The organism is Burkholderia sp. BCC0097 (assembly GCF_902832985.1).
In the GTDB taxonomy this organism is placed as follows: Bacteria; Pseudomonadota; Gammaproteobacteria; order Burkholderiales; family Burkholderiaceae; genus Burkholderia; species Burkholderia orbicola.
Map to the genome: position 1 here is coordinate 150,425 of NZ_CADFDM010000008.1, position 19,798 is coordinate 170,222.

Sequence of the window (19,798 nt, forward strand, 5' to 3'; positions counted from 1 at the left end):
ATAACAATCTCGAAAAAAGCGGGCTAGCTGCCCGCTCTGCCGTTACCGCTTACTTCGACGGCTTGCGCCTGACCGTCTGGCTGATCTTCGCGCCGATGCCGAGCGCCTTCATCAGCGTATCGGGCTTGAGCCGCAGCATCTCGTCCGACCAGGTCGTCAGCGTCTCGACGAACTGCAGCGTGTCGCGGATGCGCTGCTCGGTTTCGCGGCTCTCGTTCGCGATCTCCGGATTCGTCAGGCAATCGCGCAGCACCGTGAGCGTCGGCTCGATCTCGCGCTGCCGCCGCCCTTCGACGATCAGCTTGAACAACTCCCAGATGTCGGTCGACGTCTCGAAGTGATCGCGGCGGTCGCCCAGCACGTGCACGACCTTCGCGAGCCGCCACGCCTGCAGTTCCTTCAGGCTCGTGCTGACGTTGGAGCGCGCGACGTTGAGCGTCTCGGCGATCTCGTCGGCCGCAACCGGCCGTCCGGCCAGGTAGAGCAACGCGTGAATCTGCGAGACGGTGCGGTTGACGCCCCACCGCGAGCCCATTTCGCCCCAGTGGAGAATGAATCGTTCGGCAATCGGTGTGAGTTCCATGGTGGGGAATTTAGTTTTTTCAGTTATTTCTGTCAAGATAGAAATAACCGGGCGATCCGGCACCTTCCGGCCGCGCCCGCCCGCGATCGGCCGCTTCCTTTACAATGCGCGGGATTTTTCCGATTTCAGGCCGTCCCCGCCTTTCAGACAAGAGGTTTCCATGATCATCAAACCGCGCGTGCGTGGCTTCATCTGCGTGACGACTCATCCGGTCGGCTGCGAAGCCAACGTCAAGGAACAGATCGACTACGTGACTTCGCACGGCCCGATCGCCAATGGCCCGAAAAAGGTGCTCGTGATCGGCGCGTCGACCGGCTACGGCCTCGCCGCCCGGATCTCGGCCGCATTCGGCTCGGGCGCGGACACGCTCGGCGTGTTCTTCGAGCGGGCCGGCAGCGAGACGAAGCCGGGCACGGCCGGCTGGTACAACAGCGCCGCGTTCGAGAAATTCGCCGCGGAAAAGGGGCTGTATGCGCGCAGCATCAACGGCGACGCCTTCTCCGACAAGGTCAAGCAGGTCACGATCGACACCATCAAGCAGGATCTCGGCAAGGTCGATCTGGTCGTCTACAGCCTCGCCGCACCGCGCCGCACGCATCCGAAGACCGGCGAAACCATCAGCTCGACGCTCAAGCCGGTCGGCAAGGCCGTCACGTTCCGCGGCCTCGACACCGACAAGGAAGTGATCCGCGAAGTCTCGCTCGAACCGGCGACGCAGGAAGAAATCGACGGCACCGTCGCGGTGATGGGCGGCGAGGACTGGCAGATGTGGATCGACGCGCTGGCCGACGCCGGCGTGCTGGCCGACGGCGCGAAGACCACCGCGTTCACGTACCTCGGCGAGCAAATCACGCACGACATCTACTGGAACGGCTCGATCGGCGAAGCGAAGAAGGATCTCGACAAGAAGGTGCTGTCGATCCGCGACAAGCTGGCCGCGCATGGCGGCGATGCGCGCGTGTCGGTGCTGAAGGCCGTCGTCACGCAGGCCAGCTCGGCGATCCCGATGATGCCGCTCTACCTGTCGCTGCTGTTCAAGGTGATGAAGGAAACCGGCACGCACGAAGGCTGCATCGAGCAGGTGTACGGGCTCCTGAAGGACAGCCTGTACGGCGCGACGCCGCACGTCGATGAAGAAGGCCGCCTGCGCGCGGACTACAAGGAACTCGATCCGCAGGTGCAGGCGAAGGTCGTCGCGATGTGGGACAAGGTGACGAACGAGAACCTGTACGAGATGACCGACTTCGCGGGCTACAAGACCGAGTTCCTGCGCCTGTTCGGCTTCGAGATCGCCGGCGTCGACTATGACGCGGACGTGAACCCGGACGTGAAGATCCCGGGCCTCATCGACACGACGGTCTGACGCGTCGCTCCGCCGCCGCGCTCACGGCGCTGGCGGCGGGTTCGCACGACCGGCGGCGTCAACGCGGCGCCGGCTCTTCCAGATAAACGCCCGACGACAGCGTGGCCTTCACCTGCCGCGTGAACTCGTCGGTCGACACTTCCTCCGCCCCCGCTTCGATGGCGTCGTACGCCTGGCGCACGACGTCGGCCGGCGTGGCCTTCGGCACGTCGAGGCCGGCCGTCAGGTCGGTATCGATGAAGCCGGCATGCAGCCCGACGACCTGCGTGCGCTGCTCGCGCAGCGAATGGCGCAGCCCGTTGGTCAGCGCCCATGCGGCCGACTTCGACACGCCGTAGCCCGACAGGATCGGCCGGTTCACCCAGCTCGCGACCGACAGGATGTTCAGGATCGCGCCGCCGCCGTGGGCCGCGAGGGTTCCCGCGAATGCGCGCGACATCGCCAGCATCCCGAACACGTTGGTCTCCAGGTGCGCGCGCAATGCATCGACCGCGCCGTCGTCGGTCAGGCTGCCGAGCCGCGCGATGCCGGCATTGTTGATCAGCAGCGTGACGTCGCGCGCCGCATCGGCTGCGGCGGCGACCGCCGCCGGATCGGTCACGTCGAGCTTCACGGGCACGACGCCCGGCAACGTCACGCTGGCCGGATCGCGCGCGCCCGCGTAGACCTTCCGCGCGCCCCGTTCGAGCGCCTGCTTCGCGAACTCGAGGCCAAGCCCGCGGTTCGCGCCCGTGATGAAAACGACTGCACCTTCGATCTTCATGACCCTTCCTTTCGGAGATTCGATCCCGTACGCGCCGGTTCGCCGCACGCTCGGGACCCGGTGAAAAAACACGCCGCCATCGCGTACCGAACCGTTGCACCGCCGGTGCCGACAGCCGGGCCGTCCCGCCGCCCGCGCCTCGCCGCACCCCAGACCCTGACCGACTTCGATCCATGCCGCGCCGGTTGCTTCGCTTCGTCCGCGAAGTCGGCTACACTCGAATCTCGATGTCGATCACCATCGTCTTTGCGATGCATGGTGCCAGCGTGGCTTAGGCACGTCAATGGTGATCGCCATTGTGATTTTCAATCGGGGCAATTGCCGGAAAGAGGGAGGCATCAATGGGCGTCTCGAGACAACAGGCGGCAGAAAACCGCCACGCGATCGTCGCGGCCGCCGAGCGGCTGTTCCGGCTGCGCGGCGTCGACGCCGTCGGGCTGACGGAATTGATGAAGGAGGCCGGCTTCACGCAGGGCGGCTTCTACAACCATTTCAAGTCGAAGGACGCGCTGATCGCCGAAGTGATGGACAAGGCGATGCAGGATCGCGCGGATTCGCCGAACGCCGGCAGCGTCGCGAAACAGGTGACGGCGTACCTGTCGGGCGCGCATCGCGACAACGTCGAGGGCGGCTGCCCGCTGTCGGGCTTCGCCGGCGATGCGCCGCGGCTGACCGACGCGGCGCGCGCCTGCTACACGCGCGGCGTCGCCGCGTATCTCGAGAGACTGGAACGCTTGGTGGCCACGGAAGGCTCGGCCGCGGCCGCCGCGCGCGACGACGCGATCGCCGTTCTCAGCCAGATGGTCGGCGCGCTGGTGCTGTCACGCGCTGTCGCCGGCACCGATCCCGCGTTGGCCGACGAGATTCTCGATGCGGCGCGCCGCACGCTCGTCGGGCAGCCGGACGATCCAGCAGCCGTGCCGGCATAGCGGCTCATCGCCGTTCGCGCGCTATCGGACTGCCCGCGCGGCATCCCACAGCGGCTGCGCGCCGCGCGCCGCATTCCACGCGGCAAACTGCGTGCGCCACGACTCGAACGGTTGCGCGAGCGGATGACGCGGATCGTCGCTGAGCCCATACGCCATCCCTTCGATCAGCCAGCGCGGCTTCGTAACGATCGCGACGTTGCCGAGCACTTCCGCCTGCCGGTGATGAATCAGCTCATGCGCGAGAAAGTAGGTCTGCCAGCCGCGCGGGGCGATCACCACGCCGAAATCACCGAGCGTCAGCCCCGCGCGCGAGCCGAGGCCGAACGCATCGGCACACGCGCGCGTCGCGCAGAACACGACGCGCGGTGCGGCCCGGAACGCGCCGACGGCCGCCGCCGCGCGCGCGGAGCCGTCGCGATAGAGCTGCCGTGCATCGCCGAGCTTCGCGGCATCGTCCGTGCAGATGTCGGCGCTCGGGCACGACACGCCGGGAATCAGCGCGGGCGCGACGACGCGCAGCGGCTTGACGAGCGCATACGCGGCAATCGGCAGCGCGACAAGCAGGCCCGTGAGGGCGAAAGCGACGTGGGAGCGTTTCATCCAGGCGGCGGTTCCGTGGCGTTTCGTTGAAGTCTTCTGGCGTGAATATATGGGACCGGCGACGCTTCCGACCCGGATTTTCAGTCCCCGCCGCGAGCGTGAAGAACACAAGCGCCGGGGCGACCGGGTGCATGACGGACGCCATTACACAATTACACCAACTGCTTGTGAAAGAACGTCGTCGCGCACAGCGCGCCATCGGGCATCAGCGCGAAGTTCGGCACGACGCCGACACGCTGCCAGCCGGCCCGTTCGTACAGCCGTTCGGCGTCGCCGCCCGTCACCGTGTCGAGCACGAGCACGGTCTTGCCGGCGTCGCGCGCGGCCGCGTCGGCCGCCGCCATCAGCCGCGCGGCGACGCCCTGGCGGCGCGCGTGCCGCGACACGAGCATCTTCGCGATATCCGCGCGATGCGGCTGGTTCTCGGGCAGCGCCGTCACGACCTGCACGGTGCCGACGATCCGGCCGGCCCCATCCTCGGCGACGAGCAGGATGCGTTCGTCGTTCGCGACGCCTTCGGCCACGCGCGTCCAGAACGCGACGGCGGTGGCCCGCTCGATCGGCAACATGAAGCTGACGGACGCGCCGCCTTCGACGCAATCGATCAGCACGTCGGCCAGCGCGTCGACACAGGCGATCGCTTCGCTCGCGCCGACGCGGCGCACGGTAACAGGTTCGGTCATGCAATCTCCGGTAGTCAGGTAGGCCGCACGCGCGGGTTCGGCATGGGCCGGGTCGGAAAGAACGCCGGCCGGGCGTCGAGGCTCGCTCGGCGACGGCACGCGTCCGGCAACACAGCGCCCGGTCCGCGCGCGTTACCGCCCCACTATCGTACGTGACGAATATTTTCGCTGCTTCGCCGCGCCACCGCCTACACTTAGCCAAATGGATAACCTTCAACCCGGCATCAGCGACGTGTTCCATGCCCTCGCCGATCCGACGCGCTGTGCAATCGTCAGCGCGCTCGGCCACGGCGAGCGGACCGTCTCCGCGCTGGCCGCGCCGTTCGACATGGCGCTGCCGTCGTTCATGAAGCATGTCGCCGTGCTCGAGCGCAGCGGCCTCGTCAAGACCCGAAAAACCGGCCGCTCGCGCACCTGCGCGCTGGTCGGCAGCCGGCTGACCGAGGCCGAGGCATGGCTCGCCGCGCAGCGCGCGCAGTGGGAAGCGCGATCCGATCGTCTCGTCGAATTCGTCGAACGCCGTCACCAGGAGGAGCAAGATGTCAGCCAGCCACGTCGAACCCGCTGAAGCCCACGATCTCGTGATCACGCGCACGTTGCGCGCGCCGCGCCACGCGCTGTGGCGCGCATGGACCGACCCGGAACTGCTGAAGGAATGGTGGTGCCCGAAGCCTTGGACCACCGAGGTGCGCGCGTTCGACCTGCGGCCGGGCGGCGCTTTCCATACGTTCATGCGCGGCCCCGACGGCGGCACGAGCGACAACCCCGGCTGTTTCCTCGAGATCGTGCCGGAATCGCGCATCGCGTTCACATCGATGCTCGCGGGCGGCTGGCGGCCGCAGACGCCGTGGCTAGGCTTCACGGCGATCGTCACGATGGCCGACGACGACGCGGGCAGCCGCTACGAGGCGCGCGTGATGCATCCCGACGCCGCGACGCGCGAGCGCCACGAAGCGCTCGGCTTTTTCGAGGGCTGGAACACCTGCATCACGCAGCTCGACGACTTCGCCGCCGCGCTGCGCTAACGCCGCTGCGCGTGCGGTCATTGCATGCCGCCGCGCCCGCGCCTAGGATTCCTGAAGGAAGCATGACGACACGCCGGGCGCCGGCGTGCACCGTCTCGCACGCTTCGCGGGAGGCGACATGTTGCACACGCACACGCATTCGACCCGGGTCAGCCGGCACCTGAACGCGCCGCGCGGGCGCGTCTATCGCGCGCTGCTCGACCCGCACGCGGTCGAGCAATGGAAGGTGCCCGACGGCATGACCTGCCGCGTGCACGCGTACGACACGCGCGAAGGCGGCGCGCTGCGCGTGTCGCTGAGCTACGACGCACCGTCGGCCGGCACCGGCAAGACCACCGCGCGCACCGACACCTATCACGGCCGCTTCGTCACGCTCGTGCCCGACGAGCAGATCGTCGAGATCGATGTATTCGAAACCGACGATCCGATGCTGCGCGGCGCGATGACGATCACGATCACGCTGTCCGACGAAGCGGGCGGCACGCGCGTGGACGCCGTGCACGACGGCGTACCGCCCGGCGTGCCGGCCGCCGACAACGAGACCGGCTGGGAGATGGCGCTGGCGCGGCTCGCGGCGCTGGTGGAAGCCGGGTGACGCCGCGCCCGCGCGTCAGCCGAGCCGGTACGCCTGCGTGACCGTGCCGCGGAACAGCGCGTCGCGCTCGTCCGCGCTGGCCTGCGCGGTCAGCCGCTTGAACGCGTTCCAGCCGTTCACGAACGAATACGAGCCCTTGTCGACCGGGAAATTGCTCTCGAACATGCAGCGCCCGGGGCCGAACGCATCGATGCAGGTCATCATCCACGGCTTCCACACGTCGGCGAGCTGCGCCGAAGACGGCGGCTTCGCGCCTTTCTCGAAATCGAACCCGTTGATGCGCATCCCGAGGCCGCCGACCTTCACGTACACGTTCGGCAATTGCGCGAGCGTGCGCATCGATGCCGACCAGCGCTCGAACACCTCCGGCCGCTTGTCCGCATAGCTGCCGATCCGCACGACGCCGCCGCAGTGATTGACGATGATCCGCGTGTCGGGGTTCGCCTTCGCGAGATCGAACAACTCGGGCAACTGCGGAAAGAACAGCCACGCGTCGTACGACAGCCCGAGCGGCGCGAGCTGCGCGACGCCGGCCCGGTACGCGGGATCGAGCAGCAGCCCGCGCGGTACCGCCGACAGCGGATTGGCGAGCGTCGGGTCGGCATCCCACGTACTCAGGTGGCGCACGCCGCGAAACCGTCCGCGCCCGGCTTCGACATGCGCTTCCAGCACGTCGCGCACGCGTTCGCCGAGCCGCAGGTCCGCATGGCCGACGATGCCTTTCGCAACAGCCACGGGGCCGTGCTGCAGCGGCTCGGTCACGCCGGCGACGTAAGCCGTCTCGCCCACCGGCTTCAGTGCGGCCGGGCCGGAATCGCGGTAACGCGTCTGCGCCTGCATGTAGACGGACGCCTGGATGTTGTGGCCCGAGCGCGCGTCCCGCAGATAGTCGTCGAGCATGTAGATCCAGCCCGGCCGTTCGTAGAAGTGATGATGCGCGTCGACGATCGGCAGGTCGGGCTCGAGCGCGGGTTCGAGCGCCGACGCGAGCCAGTCGGGGCGAACCGTGAGGTAGTTGCTTTGCGTCATGCGGGGAACTCCATCGTTGGCTGCCGTCTCGGCGAACGCGGGCAGCGCGAGCGAGGCGGCGGCCGCGCCGATCAACCGGCGCCGCTTGATCGAAAAGGTCATCTCATTCGCTCCGGTCGAACGCGTACAGCGACAGCGTGAGCAGCGTCGTGATCGCCAGCACGATCGCGAGGCCGAGCATCCCGGCCGTGAAGGTGCCGAAGCTGTCCTTCAGGTAGCCGACGAGATAGGGGCCCGCGAAGCCGCCGAGCGCGCCGATCGAATTGATCAGCGCCAGCCCGCCGGCCGCGGCCTGGCCGGACAGGAAGCGCGACGGCAGCGTATAGAAGATCGTGCGGCCGGCGATCGTGCCGATCAGCGCGAGCGTGATGCCGACGAGCGCGGGCCCGAGCGTCAGGAAATGGGTCGACACGCCGAGCGCCACCGCGCCGATGCACAAGCCGATCGCCAGGTTCGCGACCGGGCCGCCGCGACGGTCCACCCGTTTCGCCCACCACAGCAGCGCGATCGTCGCGAAGAAGTACGGCACCGCGGAGAGCCAGCCGGTCTGCATCGTCGACATCCCGTGCGCCTTCAGCATTTGCGGCAACCAGATGCCGATCCCGTACGAGCCCATCGTGAAGCCGAACGAGATCAGCGCAAGCACGTACACGCGCACGTCGCGCAGCGCGACGCCGAAGCGCTTCTTGCGGCCGGCAGCCGCCGCGCCGTCGCGTTCGAACGCGCGCTGCAGCGCGGCACGCTCGTCGTCCGACAGCCACGCGGCATTCGCCGGCGAATCCGACAGCAGCTTCAGCACGAGGAAGCCGAGCGCGCACGCGGGCAGCCCTTCGACGATGAACATCCACTTCCAGCCGGCGAGCCCCAGCGTGCCATCGAGCTGCAGCAGCCATGTCGACAGCGGGCCGCCGACCAGCGACGACAGCGGCGTCGACACGGTGAACCACGCCAGCACACGCGTGCGGTAGCTCGCCGGAAACCACACGGCGAGAAAGAAGATCACGCCCGGAAAGAACCCGGCTTCGCCGACGCCGAGCAGCAGGCGGATCGCGTAGAAACTGGTCGGCCCGGTCGCGAGCGCGGTCGCGGCCGCCATCAGCCCCCACGTGATCATGATGCGGGCGAGCCAGCGGCGCGCACCGAAGCGGTACAGCGCGAGATTGCTCGGCACTTCGAACACGCAGTAGCCGGCGAACATGATCCCCGCGCCCCAGCCGAACTGCGTCGCGGTCAGCCCGAGATCGCGGTTCATCGTGAGCGCCGCGAAGCCGACGCTCGTGCGATCCAGGTAGTTGAAGAAATACGCGAGCGCGAGCAGCGGGATGAAGCGCCACGCGGCCTTGCGCACGGCCCGTTGCTCGATCGACGTGTCGGTCTCTCGATCGGCGGGCAGCGCCGGGGAAGCGGATGTCATGGTTGTCTCCGTGGATGCGGCGCTCCTCTGCCGCGCGGTGCGCGGCCCGGACGCCTTTGTTCGTTCGATGAATCGCGGCTGCGCTACGCGCTCGCCACTTCGTTCGCCGACGGCGCGCCGCCCGGCGCGTCGCCGTGCGCGGAAACGTCCGCGCCGTACCGCCCCGCGACGACGCCCGCCTCGATCAGCGCACGCGCGTCGTCCGGCGTGTAGCCGAGTTCGCCGAGCAGCGCGCACGTGTCCTGGCCGAGCGCGGGCGGCGCCGAGCGCAGCCGCAGGCGTTCACCCGCGAGCGTCAGCGGCAGCAGCGCGGTGCGCGTGTCGACCGGCCGCCCGGCGCTGCTCGCGTCGGCCGGCAGCGTCACGGTTTCGAGGCCGCCCGTGGCGAGCAGATGCGGATCGTCGAACAGGTCCTGCGGCTTCGTGATCGGCGCATACGGCAGGCCGGTCGATTCGAAGATCGCGCCGATCTCCGCGGCCGAGTACGGCGCAAGCCGCGAGCGCAGCTCGGGCAGCAGCCATTCGCGCGCCTGTACGCGCAGGTTGTTGGTCGCGAGGCGCGGGTCGTCCTTCAGCGCGGCCAGGCCGAACGCGTCGCAGAACAGCGCCCACTGCGTGTCCGACACGACCGCGAGAAAAATCTGTTCGTCATCCTTGACGGAGAACACGTCGTAGACGGCCCACGCGGAAATCCGGCTCGGCATCGGCGACGCGGCCTGCCCCGTCACCGCGAACTGCATCATGTGCTGCGCGACGAGGAACACGTTGTTCTCGAACAGCGAACTCTGCACCTGCTGGCCGCGGCCCGTGCGCTCGCGCTGCGCGAGCGCGGCCATCGCGCCGATCGCGCCGAACATGCCGCCCATGATGTCGTTCACGCTCGCGCCCGCGCGCAGCGGCCGCCCTTCGGGGCCCGTCATGTAGGCCAGGCCACCCATCATCTGCACGACCTCGTCGAGCGCGGTGCGATGCTCGTACGGCCCCGGCAGGAAGCCCTTGTGCGACACGTACACGAGGCGCGGATTCAGCGCGTCCAACTGCGGGTAACCGAGCCCGAGCCGGTCCATCGTGCCGCTCTTGAAGTTCTCGCTGAACACGTCCGCCGTCGCGACGAGCCGCCGCACGATCTCCAGCCCGCGCGGGTCTTTCACGTCGACCGCGACGCTCTTCTTGTTGCGGTTGAACATCCCGAAGAAGCCCGCGCCGGAACCGCGCAGCGCCCGCGTGCTGTCGCCCGCGATCGGTTCGATCTTGATCACTTCCGCGCCGAGATCCGCGAGCAGCATCCCGCACGTCGGGCCCATCACCATGTGCGTCATCTCGATCACGCGCACGCCTGCATACGGCAGCGCGGCAGCCGGTTGTCGATCGTTCATCGTGCGACTCCCGTCATGCATCCTTCCGGTTGCGCGGCCGACGGCGCGCGGCCATCCGCATAGCGGAATCCCTTCGGCAAGCCCGCGTCCGGCACGTGGCCGTACAGCGCCTCGGACGGCAGCGCCGCCTGCAGGATCGCGCGCGCGGCGAGCAGCGCGTCGACGTCGACGCCCGTGTCGTATCCCATCGCTTCGAGCAGGAACACGAGATCCTCGGTGACGATGTTGCCGGTGGCGCCGGGCGCATACGGGCAGCCGCCGAGGCCGCCCTGGCTCGCGTCGATCGTCGTCACGCCGGCGTCGAGCGCCGCGACGACGTTCGCGAGCCCCTGCCCGCGCGTGTTGTGGAAATGCGCGCCGCCGGCCTTGTCGCCGACTTCGCGCTGCAGCCGCGTGAACAGCCGGCGCACCTGTGCGGGATTCGCATAACCGCTGGTGTCGGACAAGCCGATTTCGTCGACCCCGCATTCGGCCATCGCGACGGCCATCGCAATCGTCTCGTCGTCGGAGACCGCGCCGGCAATCGTGCAACCAAACGCAACCGACACGCCGGCCTCGATCTGCACCGACGGAAACCGCGCGTCGCGCAGCGCGACGATCGCGCGCACCTCGTCGATCATCTGCGCGGGCGTCTTGCGGATGTTCGCCAGCGAATGGGCTTCCGTGACCGAGACCGGCAGCGTCAGCTTGTGCACGCCCGCGTCAAACGCGCCCTCGGCGCCGCGCAGGTTCGGCGCGAGCGCGGCGACGTGCAAACCGGGAATCGCGAGCGCGTGCGCGACGACTTCGCGCACGTCGGCCATCTGCGGCAACAGCGTGGCCGGCACGAACGACCCGACCTCGATCTCGCGCAGGCCGGCCGCGGCCAGCGCGGTGATCCAGCTCAGCTTGGCGGCCGTCGGCATCACGGTCTTGATGCTCTGCAGCCCGTCGCGCGGGCCGACTTCGCTGACCAGCATCTTCGGATTTTCCTTCATTCGACACCTCATCGTTCTATCTGAAAGAACATAGTTCTGTTTGACAGAACTTTAAGCGGGCGTCGAATGGGCGATAAGCGGGGTATACCCGTGAAATCGCGTTTTTCTGGAACTTGTGTTCTGCCAGATAGAACGATATAGTCCGCCGACCATCATTCGAAGGAAGCAGGCCGTGCCCAGGAATCCAGCAGATCACGCCGGCGACGCAGCCGATCCGGCGACGGAAGAAGCGTCCAGCGGCGTCGCGGTGCTCGACCGCGCGTTCGCGATCCTCCGTGCGTTCGGCCAGACCGACGACCGGCTGTCGCTCGCCGAGTTGTCGCGCCGCACCGGGCTGTACAAGAGCACGATCCTGCGCCTGCTCGCCGCGCTCGAGCATGGCGGATTCATGCGCAAGCTCGATGATGGCCAGTACGCGGTCGGGCACGAGCCGTTGCGGCTTGCCGCGCTGTACCAGCGTTCGTTCCGCGTCGGCCCGGTGGTCGAGCCGCTCCTCGAGACGCTGAGCCGCGAGCTCGGGGAAACGGCGTCGTTCTATGTGCGCCAGGGCGACGTGCGCTCCGTGCTGTATCGCGTCGAACCCGCGCGGGCGGTGCGCGTGTCGATCCGCGTCGGCGAGGAATTTCCGGTCGGCCAGGGCGCATCGGGCAAGGTGCTGCTGGCTTTCACCGACACGTACGACGCCCGCTGGAACGACGTGCGCGAACAGCTGTGGGCCGCGTCGTACGGCGAGCGCGACCCGGAAACGGCATCGGCGTCCGTGCCGGTGTTCGGCGCGGCCGGAGAATGCGTCGGCGCGCTGACGGTGTCGGGTCCGAAATCGCGGCTCGCCCCCGCGCCGGCGATGACGGCGGCGCTCACGATGCTGCTGCCGCTCGCGCAGAAGGCGACCGTCGCGCTCGGCGGCGCGGGCGCACGCTACGACGCGGCGGCCGTGCGCGACAGTCTCGCGCGGCTCGCGTCGTCGGCGGACGACGCCGCCCGGTCGTAGGACGCCGGTTGCGCGCGGCACGCGATACGGCAGCGCGAAAGGCGGCCGCATGCGACACTGGCCGCCGATGCACGCAGCGCGCCGTTCGCCGGCGACGCACCGAACGTGCAACCGTCAACCGGATTCGCTCGAGGAGACACCCGCGATGAACGCCGCGCACAGCGCCACCTGGTATTTCGATTTCGTTTCGCCGTTCGCCTACCTGCAACAGGAACAGTTCGACCGGTTGCCGCCCGCCGCCGCGTTCGAGCCGCGGCCGATCGTGCTCGGCGCGCTGCTCGCGCACTGGGGCCAGAAAGCGCCGGCGGAAATCGCGGCCAAACGCGTGTTCACCTATCGGCATGCGCAATACCGTGCGGACAAGCTCGGCATTGCGTTCCGGATGCCGCCCGCGCACCCGTTCAATCCGATCAAGCCGCTGCGCCTCGCGATCGCGATGGGCGGCTCGCTCGACGCGATCCGGCGGATCTTCCGGCATATCTGGCGCGACGGTCAGGACGTATCGACGCCGGAAGGCTTCGCCGCGCTATGCGAAGCCGTCGGTTTTCCGGAGGGCGTGACGGCCGTCGAGGCCCAGCCGGTCAAGGACGCGCTGCGCGCGAACACGGATCGCGCGATCGCCGAGAACGTATTCGGCGTACCGACCTTCGTACTCGACGGCGACTTGTTCTGGGGCGAGGACGCGACCGACATGTTCGTCGACTGCGCGACGTCGCGCGCGTGGCTCGATTCGCCCGAAGTGCGCCGCATCAGCGCGCTGCCCGAAGGCGTCCGGCGCGGCTGACGGGCTGACGGCACGGCGGCCGTCACGCGCCGGCCGGATCGCCCTCGCGCCCTTCGACAAGCATCGGCACGGCCTCGCGCATCATCGCGACGAACCGTACGAGGCGCGACGGATAGAACTGCGCATGCGGATAGGTCAGATAGACGGGCAGCGGCGCGGCCTGCCACTCGGGTGCCAGATGGACGAGCTCGCCGCGCGCGAGATGGCCGGCGAGCATCCATGACGATCCGACGCACGCACCGACGCCCAGCAGCGCCGCGCTACGCAGCGCATACAGGTTCGCGGTGGTGATGCGCGGCCGGATCGCGATGCGCCGCGTGTCGCCCGTGACCGCATGCGTCAGCGTGAGCTCGTTGCGGTAGTAGGTGCGCAACGCGAGCCACGGCAGCGCAGCCAGCGCGTCTGGGTCGGCCGGGACGTCGGCACCGTTCAGCACCGACGGCGCGGCGACCACGAAACGCGGCACCTTCGCGATCCGGATCGCGACCACGCCCGGATCGGTCGGCTCGCCGACCTGGATCGCGCAATCGATGCCGCTGCCGACGAAATCGCGCACCTCGTCCTGCAGCAGCCACTCGACCGACACGCGCGGGTAGTCGCGCAGGAACTGCGCGAGCGGCGCGACGAAACGCTGCTGCCCGAACGCGTGCGGCACCGCGACGCGCAGCAGGCCGTCCGGTTCCTCCTGCGCGCCGCGCAAATCGGCCTCGAACGCCGCCCAGCTCGCCAGCAGCTCCTTCGCCTGCTTGAAGCACCGCTCGCCGTCGACGGTCAGCCGCATCGTATGGGTCGTGCGTTGCAGCAGCCGCATGCCGAGCGAATTTTCCAGCGCCTGCAGCCGCCGGCTGATGGTCGGCTGCGTCGTATGCAGTTGCACGGCGGCCGCCGACAGGCTGCCGGCCTCGACTATGCGCACGAAGGTTTCCATCAGCTCGAAACGATAGCCGGCGCCGTCCACCGGTACCGCCTGGATGCGCCGAGACCCGCCAGCAGTGGGAGAAGGAGAGGATTTTTCGGTCATTCGTGGAGCGTATAACAAATCTGCGCGAGGCGGCACTACCGTCGCCGGCCGTGTACCGCCACACTCGCGTCCATCCAATTCTTCCACCGAGGATGTACGCGATGTCCACCCCGACCCGTCTCGATGCCGCGCCCCGCGCGGCGCATGCTCCGGCCCGTCCGGCCGCGGCCGCCCATTCGATGCCCGATCGCCGGCTCGTGCTGCTGCTCGCGGCCGCCGCCGGCCTCGGCGTCGCTCCGCTCTACTACGCGCAGCCGATGCTGGGCGCGCTCGCGCCCGATCTCGGCGCGTCGGCGCGGGCGATCGGCTTCGTGCCGACGCTCACGCAGCTCGGCTATGCGCTCGGCATCCTGCTGCTCGCGCCGCTCGGCGACCGCTTCGACCGGCGCCGCGTGATCGTGACCAAGGCCGCCGCGCTGGTCGTCGCGCTGCTGCTGGCGTCGATCGCGCCGTCGCTCGGGCTGCTGCTCGCGGCGAGCTTCGCGATCGGCCTCGCCGCGACGATGGCGCAGGACGTCGTGCCGGCCGCCGCGACGCTCGCGCACGACGCGCATCGCGGCCGCATCGTCGGCACGGTGATGACAGGGTTGCTGCTCGGCATCCTGCTGTCGCGCGTGGTGGCCGGATTCGTCGCCGAGACGGCCGGCTGGCGCGCGATGTTCGCGCTCGCGGCCGCCAGCGTCGCCGCGATCGGCGTCGTGGCCGCGCGCGGGTTGCCGCGCTTCGAGCCGACCACGCGGCTGCCGTATCGCGCGCTGATCGGCTCGCTCGGCGCGCTGTGGCGCGCGCATTCGGCACTGCGCCGCGCCGCGCTCGCGCAGGGGCTGCTGGCCGTCGGGTTCAGCGCGTTCTGGTCGACGCTCGCGGTGATGCTGCACGGCGCGCCGTTCCACCTCGGCAGCGCGGCCGCCGGCGCCTTCGGCCTCGCGGGCGCCGCCGGCGCGCTCGCCGCGCCGGTCGCCGGGCGCCTGGCCGACCATCACGGCCCGGAGCGCGTCACGCGCATCGGGATCGGCATCGCGACGCTGTCGTTCGCATCGATGGCCGCCGCGCCGCTGATGTCGCCGCATGCGCAGCTCGTGCTGCTCGCGGTCGCGACGATCGGCTTCGATCTCGGTGTGCAGGCGACGCTGATCGCGCACCAGTCGATCGTCTACCGGATCGATCCCGCGTCGCGCAGCCGCCTCAACGCGGTGCTGTTCGTCGGCATGTTCATCGGGATGGCGGCCGGCGCCGCGATCGGCAGTTTGTTGCTCGCGCAACTGGGCTGGAATGCGGTGACCGCGCTGGCCGTCGCGACGTCGCTGGCCGCGCTCGCCGTGCGGGTGTGGCGCAACTGAAGTCGGGCATCGCGTCACGCCGGCGGGCAAGCCGATGAGGCTTGCCCGTTTTTTTATCGGTGCGCGTGACGCTGCGCCGCCCGGCAGATTCGCGCCGCGCCGGCACGGCAATCGTTCATCCGGCGCAAGGTCAGCGGCGGCGTGCCGAATTGTCCAGTTCACCCAAATATTTTTCCGGCGGCCGTGCACGCCCGCACGCAAACGTCGGACGATTCGGCCTTGCCGCGCCGCACGGCGCGCGCCCATCCGGCCCCACCACCCCGCCCCGCTTTATCAGGGGAATCCCGGTATTTTTTCGCATTTTCTTCGAAATAACGGGTGACATACTTGCCCCCCATTGCGCTCCGTGCGAGCGCGCTTTTCGATCCAGCCGGCCGCCTGTCATGCGCTGCGCGTCCGTCCGGGTCGCACAGGACATGAATAATTTCGACACCACGATCCAGGTCTTCCTCACTCATGTGACGTTCGGCCCGCTGATGAATCACGCGATCCGCGTGATCGCGGGCCTCTACACGTTCAAGGGCTTCGTGCTCATTCCCGTGCTGTGCTGGCTGTGGTTCCAGCCCGGCCCGACCCGCGAACGGCAACGCGAGCTGGTCGTCGCCACCGTCGCGAGCGGGCTCATCGCGCTCGCCGTCGGCCGCGTGCTCGCGCAGGTGCTGCCGTTTCGCATACGGCCGATCTACAACCCCGAGCTGCACCTGCACTTTCCATCGGCCGGACTGCGCGCGGCGACGCTGCAGACATGGAGTTCGTTTCCGAGCGATCACGCGATGCTGTGGATGGCGATCGCGACCGGCATCTTCATCATCGCGCGCCGCGTCGGCATCCTCGCGCTGCTGTATTCGGTCGTGTTCATCTGTCTGCCGCGCGCGTATCTCGGCTTTCACTATCCAACCGACCTGATCGCGGGCGCGGCGATCGGCATCGCGATCGCGTGGCTGCTGACGCGCGACGCGATCCGCTCGCGCTTCGCGCCGCAGGTGCTGGAGATGATCCGGCGCTTCCCCGCGCCGGCCTATACGCTCGCGTTCCTGCTGTGCTTCGAGTTGATCACGCAGTTCGACGAACTGCTGACGCTCGCGCAGTCGGCCACCCGCACGATGTGACGGCCACCTGCGCGATGCTGCCGCTGCTGCTGTCGTTCCGTCGCCCCGGCGCGCGCTGCCGGCCATGCGCGGCCGCGGCACGCGGTGCGAAGACAGCGCACGTCAGTCGCGATCGGGCGCGCCGAGCGGAAAGAACGAGCGATACGGCCGCGCCTCGTCGACCGCGCGCGCAAACGACGGCCGCGCGAGCAGACGCTTGCGGTACGCGATCACGTTCGCGAACGCCGGATCGATCCGGTGCGTCCAGTCCGCATAGAACAGGAACGGCGCCGCGCCGCAATCGGCGAGGCTGAAATGGTCGCCGGCCGCCCATTCGCGATCGGCCATCGTCCTGTCGAGCCATGCATACGACGTGTCGAGCATCGCGCGCGCATCGGCCACCCCGCGCGCATCGCGCTCGGCTTGCGGCCGCAGCGCGTCGTACACGACCTTCTGCTGCGGCGTCGCCACGTAGTTGTCGAAGAAGCGGTCCATCGTCCGCACCTCGAGCGCGGCGCGCGAATCGTCGGGCAGCAAACGCACGGGGCCAGGATGGGTCAGGCCGAGATACTCGATGATGATCGACGCCTCGATCACCGTGCGGCCCGCGTCGACGAGTACCGGAAAACGCTTCAGCGGCCACAGCCTGGTGAGTTCCTGCATCGGCTTCGGATCGTCGTGCGCGAGCACGCGATACTCGAACGGCGTGCCGTTCTCGTACAGCGCGGTCAGCACCTTCTGGCAGTACGAAGAAAAGGGATGGGCGTAAAGCGTCGGCATCATCGCGGGGTCTCCCGGGTTCAGGCACCGCATCGTGCGGCGCCACATGGTCGGATACCTGGACGACGCACGGCGCCCGGCCGTTTCGACATCGGTCCGGAAATTTTTTTGCGTAACCTCCGGCCGCTACGACCGGCCGTCCATCACGACGCGCCCTTCGGCACGCCAGCGCAGCATCCCGCCGCCGAGATTCGCGACCGCATCGAAGCCGGCCTTCTTCAGGATGACGGTGGCCTGCGCGGAGCGCCCGCCGGCCCGGCACACGGTCACGACCGGCCGGTCGCGCGCGATTTCACCGGTGCGCGCGGCCAGTTCGCCGAGCGGGATCGGCGTCGCGCCGGGCAGATGGCCGAGCGGGCCCGCGAATTCGTCTGGCTCGCGCACGTCGACGACCTGCACGGTCGGCAGATGATCCTCGAGCCATTGCGGATCGATTTCCCAGAAGCCGGCGAACGTATAGACGAGCGGCGCCCAGTCGGCGGCCGCCTGCGCATCGGGCACGTTCGCGGCGACGCCGCACTGCAGGTTCGCCGGCACCGCGACGTCGATCTGGCGCGGATGCGCGAGTCCGAGGTTGCGCATGTAGCCGGCGAAATCGTCCTCGCTGAGATCGCCGCCGAGGCGCGGATTGAAACGCCGCTCCTCGCCGACGCTCGTCACCGTGAGCCCGCGATAGTCGTGCGCCGGGTACAGCAGGCACGCGGCCGGCAATGTGAAGAGCCGGCCGTGCACCGCGCGATACAGCGCGCGCGGGTCGCCCTGCTGGAAGTCGGTGCGGCCGGTGCCGCGGATCAGCAGGCAATCGCCGGTAAACGCCATCGATTCGTCGTCGAGCACGAGGCTGATGCAGCCGCTCGTGTGGCCGGGCGTCGCGCACACGGTCAGGTAGCGCGCGCCGAACGCGCAGCGATCGCCGTCGTTCAGGTAGCGGTCGGCGCCGTGCGCGCCGCTCGCGGCCGAGATCGCGATCGCGCTGCCCGTGCGCTGCTTCAGCAGCCACGCGCCCGTCACGTGATCGGCATGCACGTGCGTGTCGACGGTCGCGACGAGCCGCAATCCGAGTTCGTCGAGCAGCGCCACGTCGCGACGCACCTGCTCGAACACGGGATCGATCAGCAGCGCCTCGCGCGATGCGCGGTCGGCGAGCAGATACGTGTACGTCGACGATTGCGGATCGAAAAGTTGCCGGAAGATCATTGCTCTGTGGCTCCGTCGCGGGTTCTTCAGTGGGGTGTAGTCGGATCGGCATACTGCATATCGTCGTCGGACACCGGCGTCGGCATGACGACCTCGCCGCCTCGCGCGCGGCCTCGCGCCCGCCGCATCGCGCACGTTCATATAGCCTAGATCAAAATGCCCGCATCGCCGCGCATTCCCTACGCGGTGCGCGATTCCGACGACGAATCGCACACCGCCGGACGATTCGCCGCGCCGGGACGGCGGCGCACGCTGCCTTACACTACCGCCTGTTCTCGTCTCCGATCACAGGAATACTCGCGACATGTCGATGACGATCGATCCGAAGCAGGCCGCCGCGCTGCTGGCCGTCGCCGACACCGGCAGCTTCGAGCAGGCGGCCGTGCGCCTGCACGTGACCGCGTCCGCCGTCACGCAGCGGGTCCGCGCGCTGGAGGCGAGCCTCGGCACGCCGCTCGTGCTGCGCACGCGGCCGTGCCGCCCGACGGTGGCCGGGCAGCGCGTGCTGCAGCACCTGCGCCGCGTCGCGCTGCTGCAGGCCGACCTGCAAAGCACGCTCGCGGCCGAACGCGAATCGCCGATTTCGGTCACGATCGCGCTGAACGCCGACAGCCTCGGCACGTGGTTCCTGCCCGCGCTGACGTCGGTGCTCGCGGGCGAGCGGATCCTGTTCGAGCTGATCGTCGAGGATCAGGATCACACGTTCGCGCTGCTCGAAAGCGGGATGGCGGTCGGCTGCGTGACGACCGAGCCGAAGCCGATGCGCGGCTGCATCGCGACGCCGCTCGGCACGATGCGCTACCGGCTGCTCGCGGCCGCCGCGTTCGCGGTGCGCTGGTTTCCGCGCGGGCTGAACCGCACGAGCGCGCGCCACGCGCCCGTCGTCGCGTATTCACGGCGCGACACGCTGCAGTCGTCGTTCCTGAAGGAGAAGTTCGGGTTGCCGGACGGCGCATACCCGTGCCATTACGTGCCGGGCACCCATTCGCACTTCGCGGCGGTGCGGCACGGGCTCGGCTACGCGATGGTGCCCGAGCCGCTGATCGGCACTGCGCCGCTCGATGCGCAGGGGCTCGTCGATCTCGCGCCCGCGCATCCGACCGACGTCACGCTGTACTGGCACGCGTGGACGGTGCAGTCGCCGACGATGGCGTCGCTGTCCGAGCGGGTGGTCGAAGCGGCGCGCCGGTTGCTCGCGCCGTTGCCGTAACGCGCTGGCAGCCGCGCCGGTGATCGACACGGCTGGCCGGCGCGGTACGC

General features: G+C 69.0%; 21 protein-coding genes. 10 read left to right on the top strand and 11 right to left on the bottom strand.

All coding sequences use genetic code 11. From position 1 onward, the window contains the following. Window positions 1-49: 49 nt before the first annotated feature. A complete protein-coding gene (locus HWX07_RS26595; protein ID WP_006480371.1) occupies window positions 50-583 on the bottom strand; it encodes a MarR family transcriptional regulator in 534 nt (177 codons plus the stop codon). A gap of 160 nt (window positions 584-743) precedes the next feature. Between HWX07_RS26595 and fabV the strand changes: the two genes are divergently transcribed. Further along, a complete protein-coding gene (gene fabV, locus HWX07_RS26600; RefSeq protein ID WP_175878276.1) occupies window positions 744-1,946 on the top strand; it encodes an enoyl-ACP reductase FabV in 1,203 nt (400 codons plus the stop codon). 58 nt (window positions 1,947-2,004) lie between these two features. Here the strand turns inward: fabV and HWX07_RS26605 are convergent, their stop codons facing one another. Beyond that, on the bottom strand, window positions 2,005-2,709 hold the full coding sequence (locus HWX07_RS26605; RefSeq protein ID WP_077220729.1) for an SDR family oxidoreductase: 705 nt from the start codon (window positions 2,707-2,709) through the stop codon (window positions 2,005-2,007). Between the two features lie 341 nt (window positions 2,710-3,050). Here HWX07_RS26605 and HWX07_RS26610 point away from each other — a divergent pair, with 341 nt between their 5' ends. Then, the gene (locus HWX07_RS26610) at window positions 3,051-3,638 is read left to right on the top strand and encodes a TetR/AcrR family transcriptional regulator (protein ID WP_175878277.1); all 588 of its coding nucleotides are present in this window, start codon (window positions 3,051-3,053) and stop codon (window positions 3,636-3,638) included. 21 nt (window positions 3,639-3,659) lie between these two features. On the opposite strand, the gene HWX07_RS26615 is transcribed toward HWX07_RS26610, so the two are convergent. Beyond that, window positions 3,660-4,238 carry a hypothetical protein gene (locus HWX07_RS26615; RefSeq protein WP_175878278.1) on the bottom strand — a complete coding sequence of 193 codons (579 nt, stop codon included), beginning with the start codon at window positions 4,236-4,238 and terminating at the stop codon, window positions 3,660-3,662. Window positions 4,239-4,390: 152 nt separating this feature from the next. After that, window positions 4,391-4,921, bottom strand: coding sequence for a GNAT family N-acetyltransferase (locus HWX07_RS26620; RefSeq protein WP_175878279.1), 531 nt, complete (start codon window positions 4,919-4,921; stop codon window positions 4,391-4,393). A 202-nt stretch (window positions 4,922-5,123) separates the two neighbouring features. Between HWX07_RS26620 and HWX07_RS26625 the strand changes: the two genes are divergently transcribed. The 3 genes from HWX07_RS26625 to HWX07_RS26635 all read left to right on the top strand — a co-directional run bounded on the left by HWX07_RS26625 (window position 5,124) and on the right by HWX07_RS26635 (window position 6,541). Beyond that, window positions 5,124-5,489 carry a metalloregulator ArsR/SmtB family transcription factor gene (locus HWX07_RS26625; protein ID WP_175878280.1) on the top strand — a complete coding sequence of 122 codons (366 nt, stop codon included), beginning with the start codon at window positions 5,124-5,126 and terminating at the stop codon, window positions 5,487-5,489. After that, window positions 5,461-5,946: an SRPBCC family protein gene (locus tag HWX07_RS26630; protein ID WP_175878281.1), complete on the top strand. Its 486-nt coding sequence runs from the start codon at window positions 5,461-5,463 to the stop codon at window positions 5,944-5,946. The genes HWX07_RS26625 and HWX07_RS26630 overlap by 29 nt, the downstream gene beginning before the upstream one ends. Window positions 5,947-6,064: 118 nt before the next feature. Next, window positions 6,065-6,541, top strand: coding sequence for an SRPBCC family protein (locus HWX07_RS26635; protein WP_175878282.1), 477 nt, complete (start codon window positions 6,065-6,067; stop codon window positions 6,539-6,541). A gap of 15 nt (window positions 6,542-6,556) precedes the next feature. On the opposite strand, the gene HWX07_RS26640 is transcribed toward HWX07_RS26635, so the two are convergent. From HWX07_RS26640 to HWX07_RS26655, 4 genes are all read right to left on the bottom strand, one after another. After that, window positions 6,557-7,672, bottom strand: a complete 1,116-nt coding sequence (locus HWX07_RS26640) for an amidohydrolase family protein (protein WP_175878283.1) — start codon at window positions 7,670-7,672, stop codon at window positions 6,557-6,559. 1 nt (window position 7,673) lies between these two features. Beyond that, on the bottom strand, window positions 7,674-8,984 hold the full coding sequence (locus tag HWX07_RS26645) for an MFS transporter (protein WP_175878284.1): 1,311 nt from the start codon (window positions 8,982-8,984) through the stop codon (window positions 7,674-7,676). Window positions 8,985-9,067: 83 nt separating this feature from the next. Next, the gene (locus HWX07_RS26650) at window positions 9,068-10,360 is read right to left on the bottom strand and encodes a CaiB/BaiF CoA-transferase family protein (protein WP_175878285.1); all 1,293 of its coding nucleotides are present in this window, start codon (window positions 10,358-10,360) and stop codon (window positions 9,068-9,070) included. After that, window positions 10,357-11,349 carry a hydroxymethylglutaryl-CoA lyase gene (locus tag HWX07_RS26655; RefSeq protein ID WP_175878286.1) on the bottom strand — a complete coding sequence of 331 codons (993 nt, stop codon included), beginning with the start codon at window positions 11,347-11,349 and terminating at the stop codon, window positions 10,357-10,359. Before HWX07_RS26655 ends, HWX07_RS26650 begins: the two co-directional genes overlap by 4 nt. Window positions 11,350-11,509: 160 nt before the next feature. Between HWX07_RS26655 and HWX07_RS26660 the strand changes: the two genes are divergently transcribed. Both HWX07_RS26660 and HWX07_RS26665 read left to right on the top strand, forming a co-directional pair. After that, on the top strand, window positions 11,510-12,328 hold the full coding sequence (locus tag HWX07_RS26660; RefSeq protein WP_175878287.1) for an IclR family transcriptional regulator: 819 nt from the start codon (window positions 11,510-11,512) through the stop codon (window positions 12,326-12,328). Between the two features lie 145 nt (window positions 12,329-12,473). Continuing rightward, the gene (locus HWX07_RS26665; RefSeq protein WP_175878288.1) at window positions 12,474-13,112 is read left to right on the top strand and encodes a 2-hydroxychromene-2-carboxylate isomerase; all 639 of its coding nucleotides are present in this window, start codon (window positions 12,474-12,476) and stop codon (window positions 13,110-13,112) included. Between the two features lie 22 nt (window positions 13,113-13,134). On the opposite strand, the gene HWX07_RS26670 is transcribed toward HWX07_RS26665, so the two are convergent. Continuing rightward, window positions 13,135-14,133: a LysR family transcriptional regulator gene (locus tag HWX07_RS26670; protein WP_175878289.1), complete on the bottom strand. Its 999-nt coding sequence runs from the start codon at window positions 14,131-14,133 to the stop codon at window positions 13,135-13,137. Window positions 14,134-14,234: 101 nt separating this feature from the next. Here HWX07_RS26670 and HWX07_RS26675 point away from each other — a divergent pair, with 101 nt between their 5' ends. Further along, window positions 14,235-15,473 carry an MFS transporter gene (locus HWX07_RS26675; protein WP_175878290.1) on the top strand — a complete coding sequence of 413 codons (1,239 nt, stop codon included), beginning with the start codon at window positions 14,235-14,237 and terminating at the stop codon, window positions 15,471-15,473. Between the two features lie 416 nt (window positions 15,474-15,889). After that, window positions 15,890-16,582 (top strand): phosphatase PAP2 family protein, encoded by a 693-nt coding sequence (locus tag HWX07_RS26680; protein WP_175878291.1) that lies wholly within the window; start codon window positions 15,890-15,892, stop codon window positions 16,580-16,582. A gap of 102 nt (window positions 16,583-16,684) precedes the next feature. Here HWX07_RS26680 and HWX07_RS26685 read toward each other — a convergent pair whose 3' ends face one another. Both HWX07_RS26685 and HWX07_RS26690 read right to left on the bottom strand, forming a co-directional pair. Continuing rightward, window positions 16,685-17,344 (bottom strand): glutathione S-transferase family protein, encoded by a 660-nt coding sequence (locus HWX07_RS26685; protein WP_175878292.1) that lies wholly within the window; start codon window positions 17,342-17,344, stop codon window positions 16,685-16,687. A gap of 123 nt (window positions 17,345-17,467) precedes the next feature. Then, window positions 17,468-18,538 carry an MBL fold metallo-hydrolase gene (locus HWX07_RS26690; protein ID WP_175878293.1) on the bottom strand — a complete coding sequence of 357 codons (1,071 nt, stop codon included), beginning with the start codon at window positions 18,536-18,538 and terminating at the stop codon, window positions 17,468-17,470. A gap of 304 nt (window positions 18,539-18,842) precedes the next feature. Between HWX07_RS26690 and HWX07_RS26695 the strand changes: the two genes are divergently transcribed. Next, a complete protein-coding gene (locus HWX07_RS26695) occupies window positions 18,843-19,748 on the top strand; it encodes an HTH-type transcriptional regulator ArgP (RefSeq protein WP_175878294.1) in 906 nt (301 codons plus the stop codon). The last annotated feature ends 50 nt before the right edge of the window (window positions 19,749-19,798 follow it).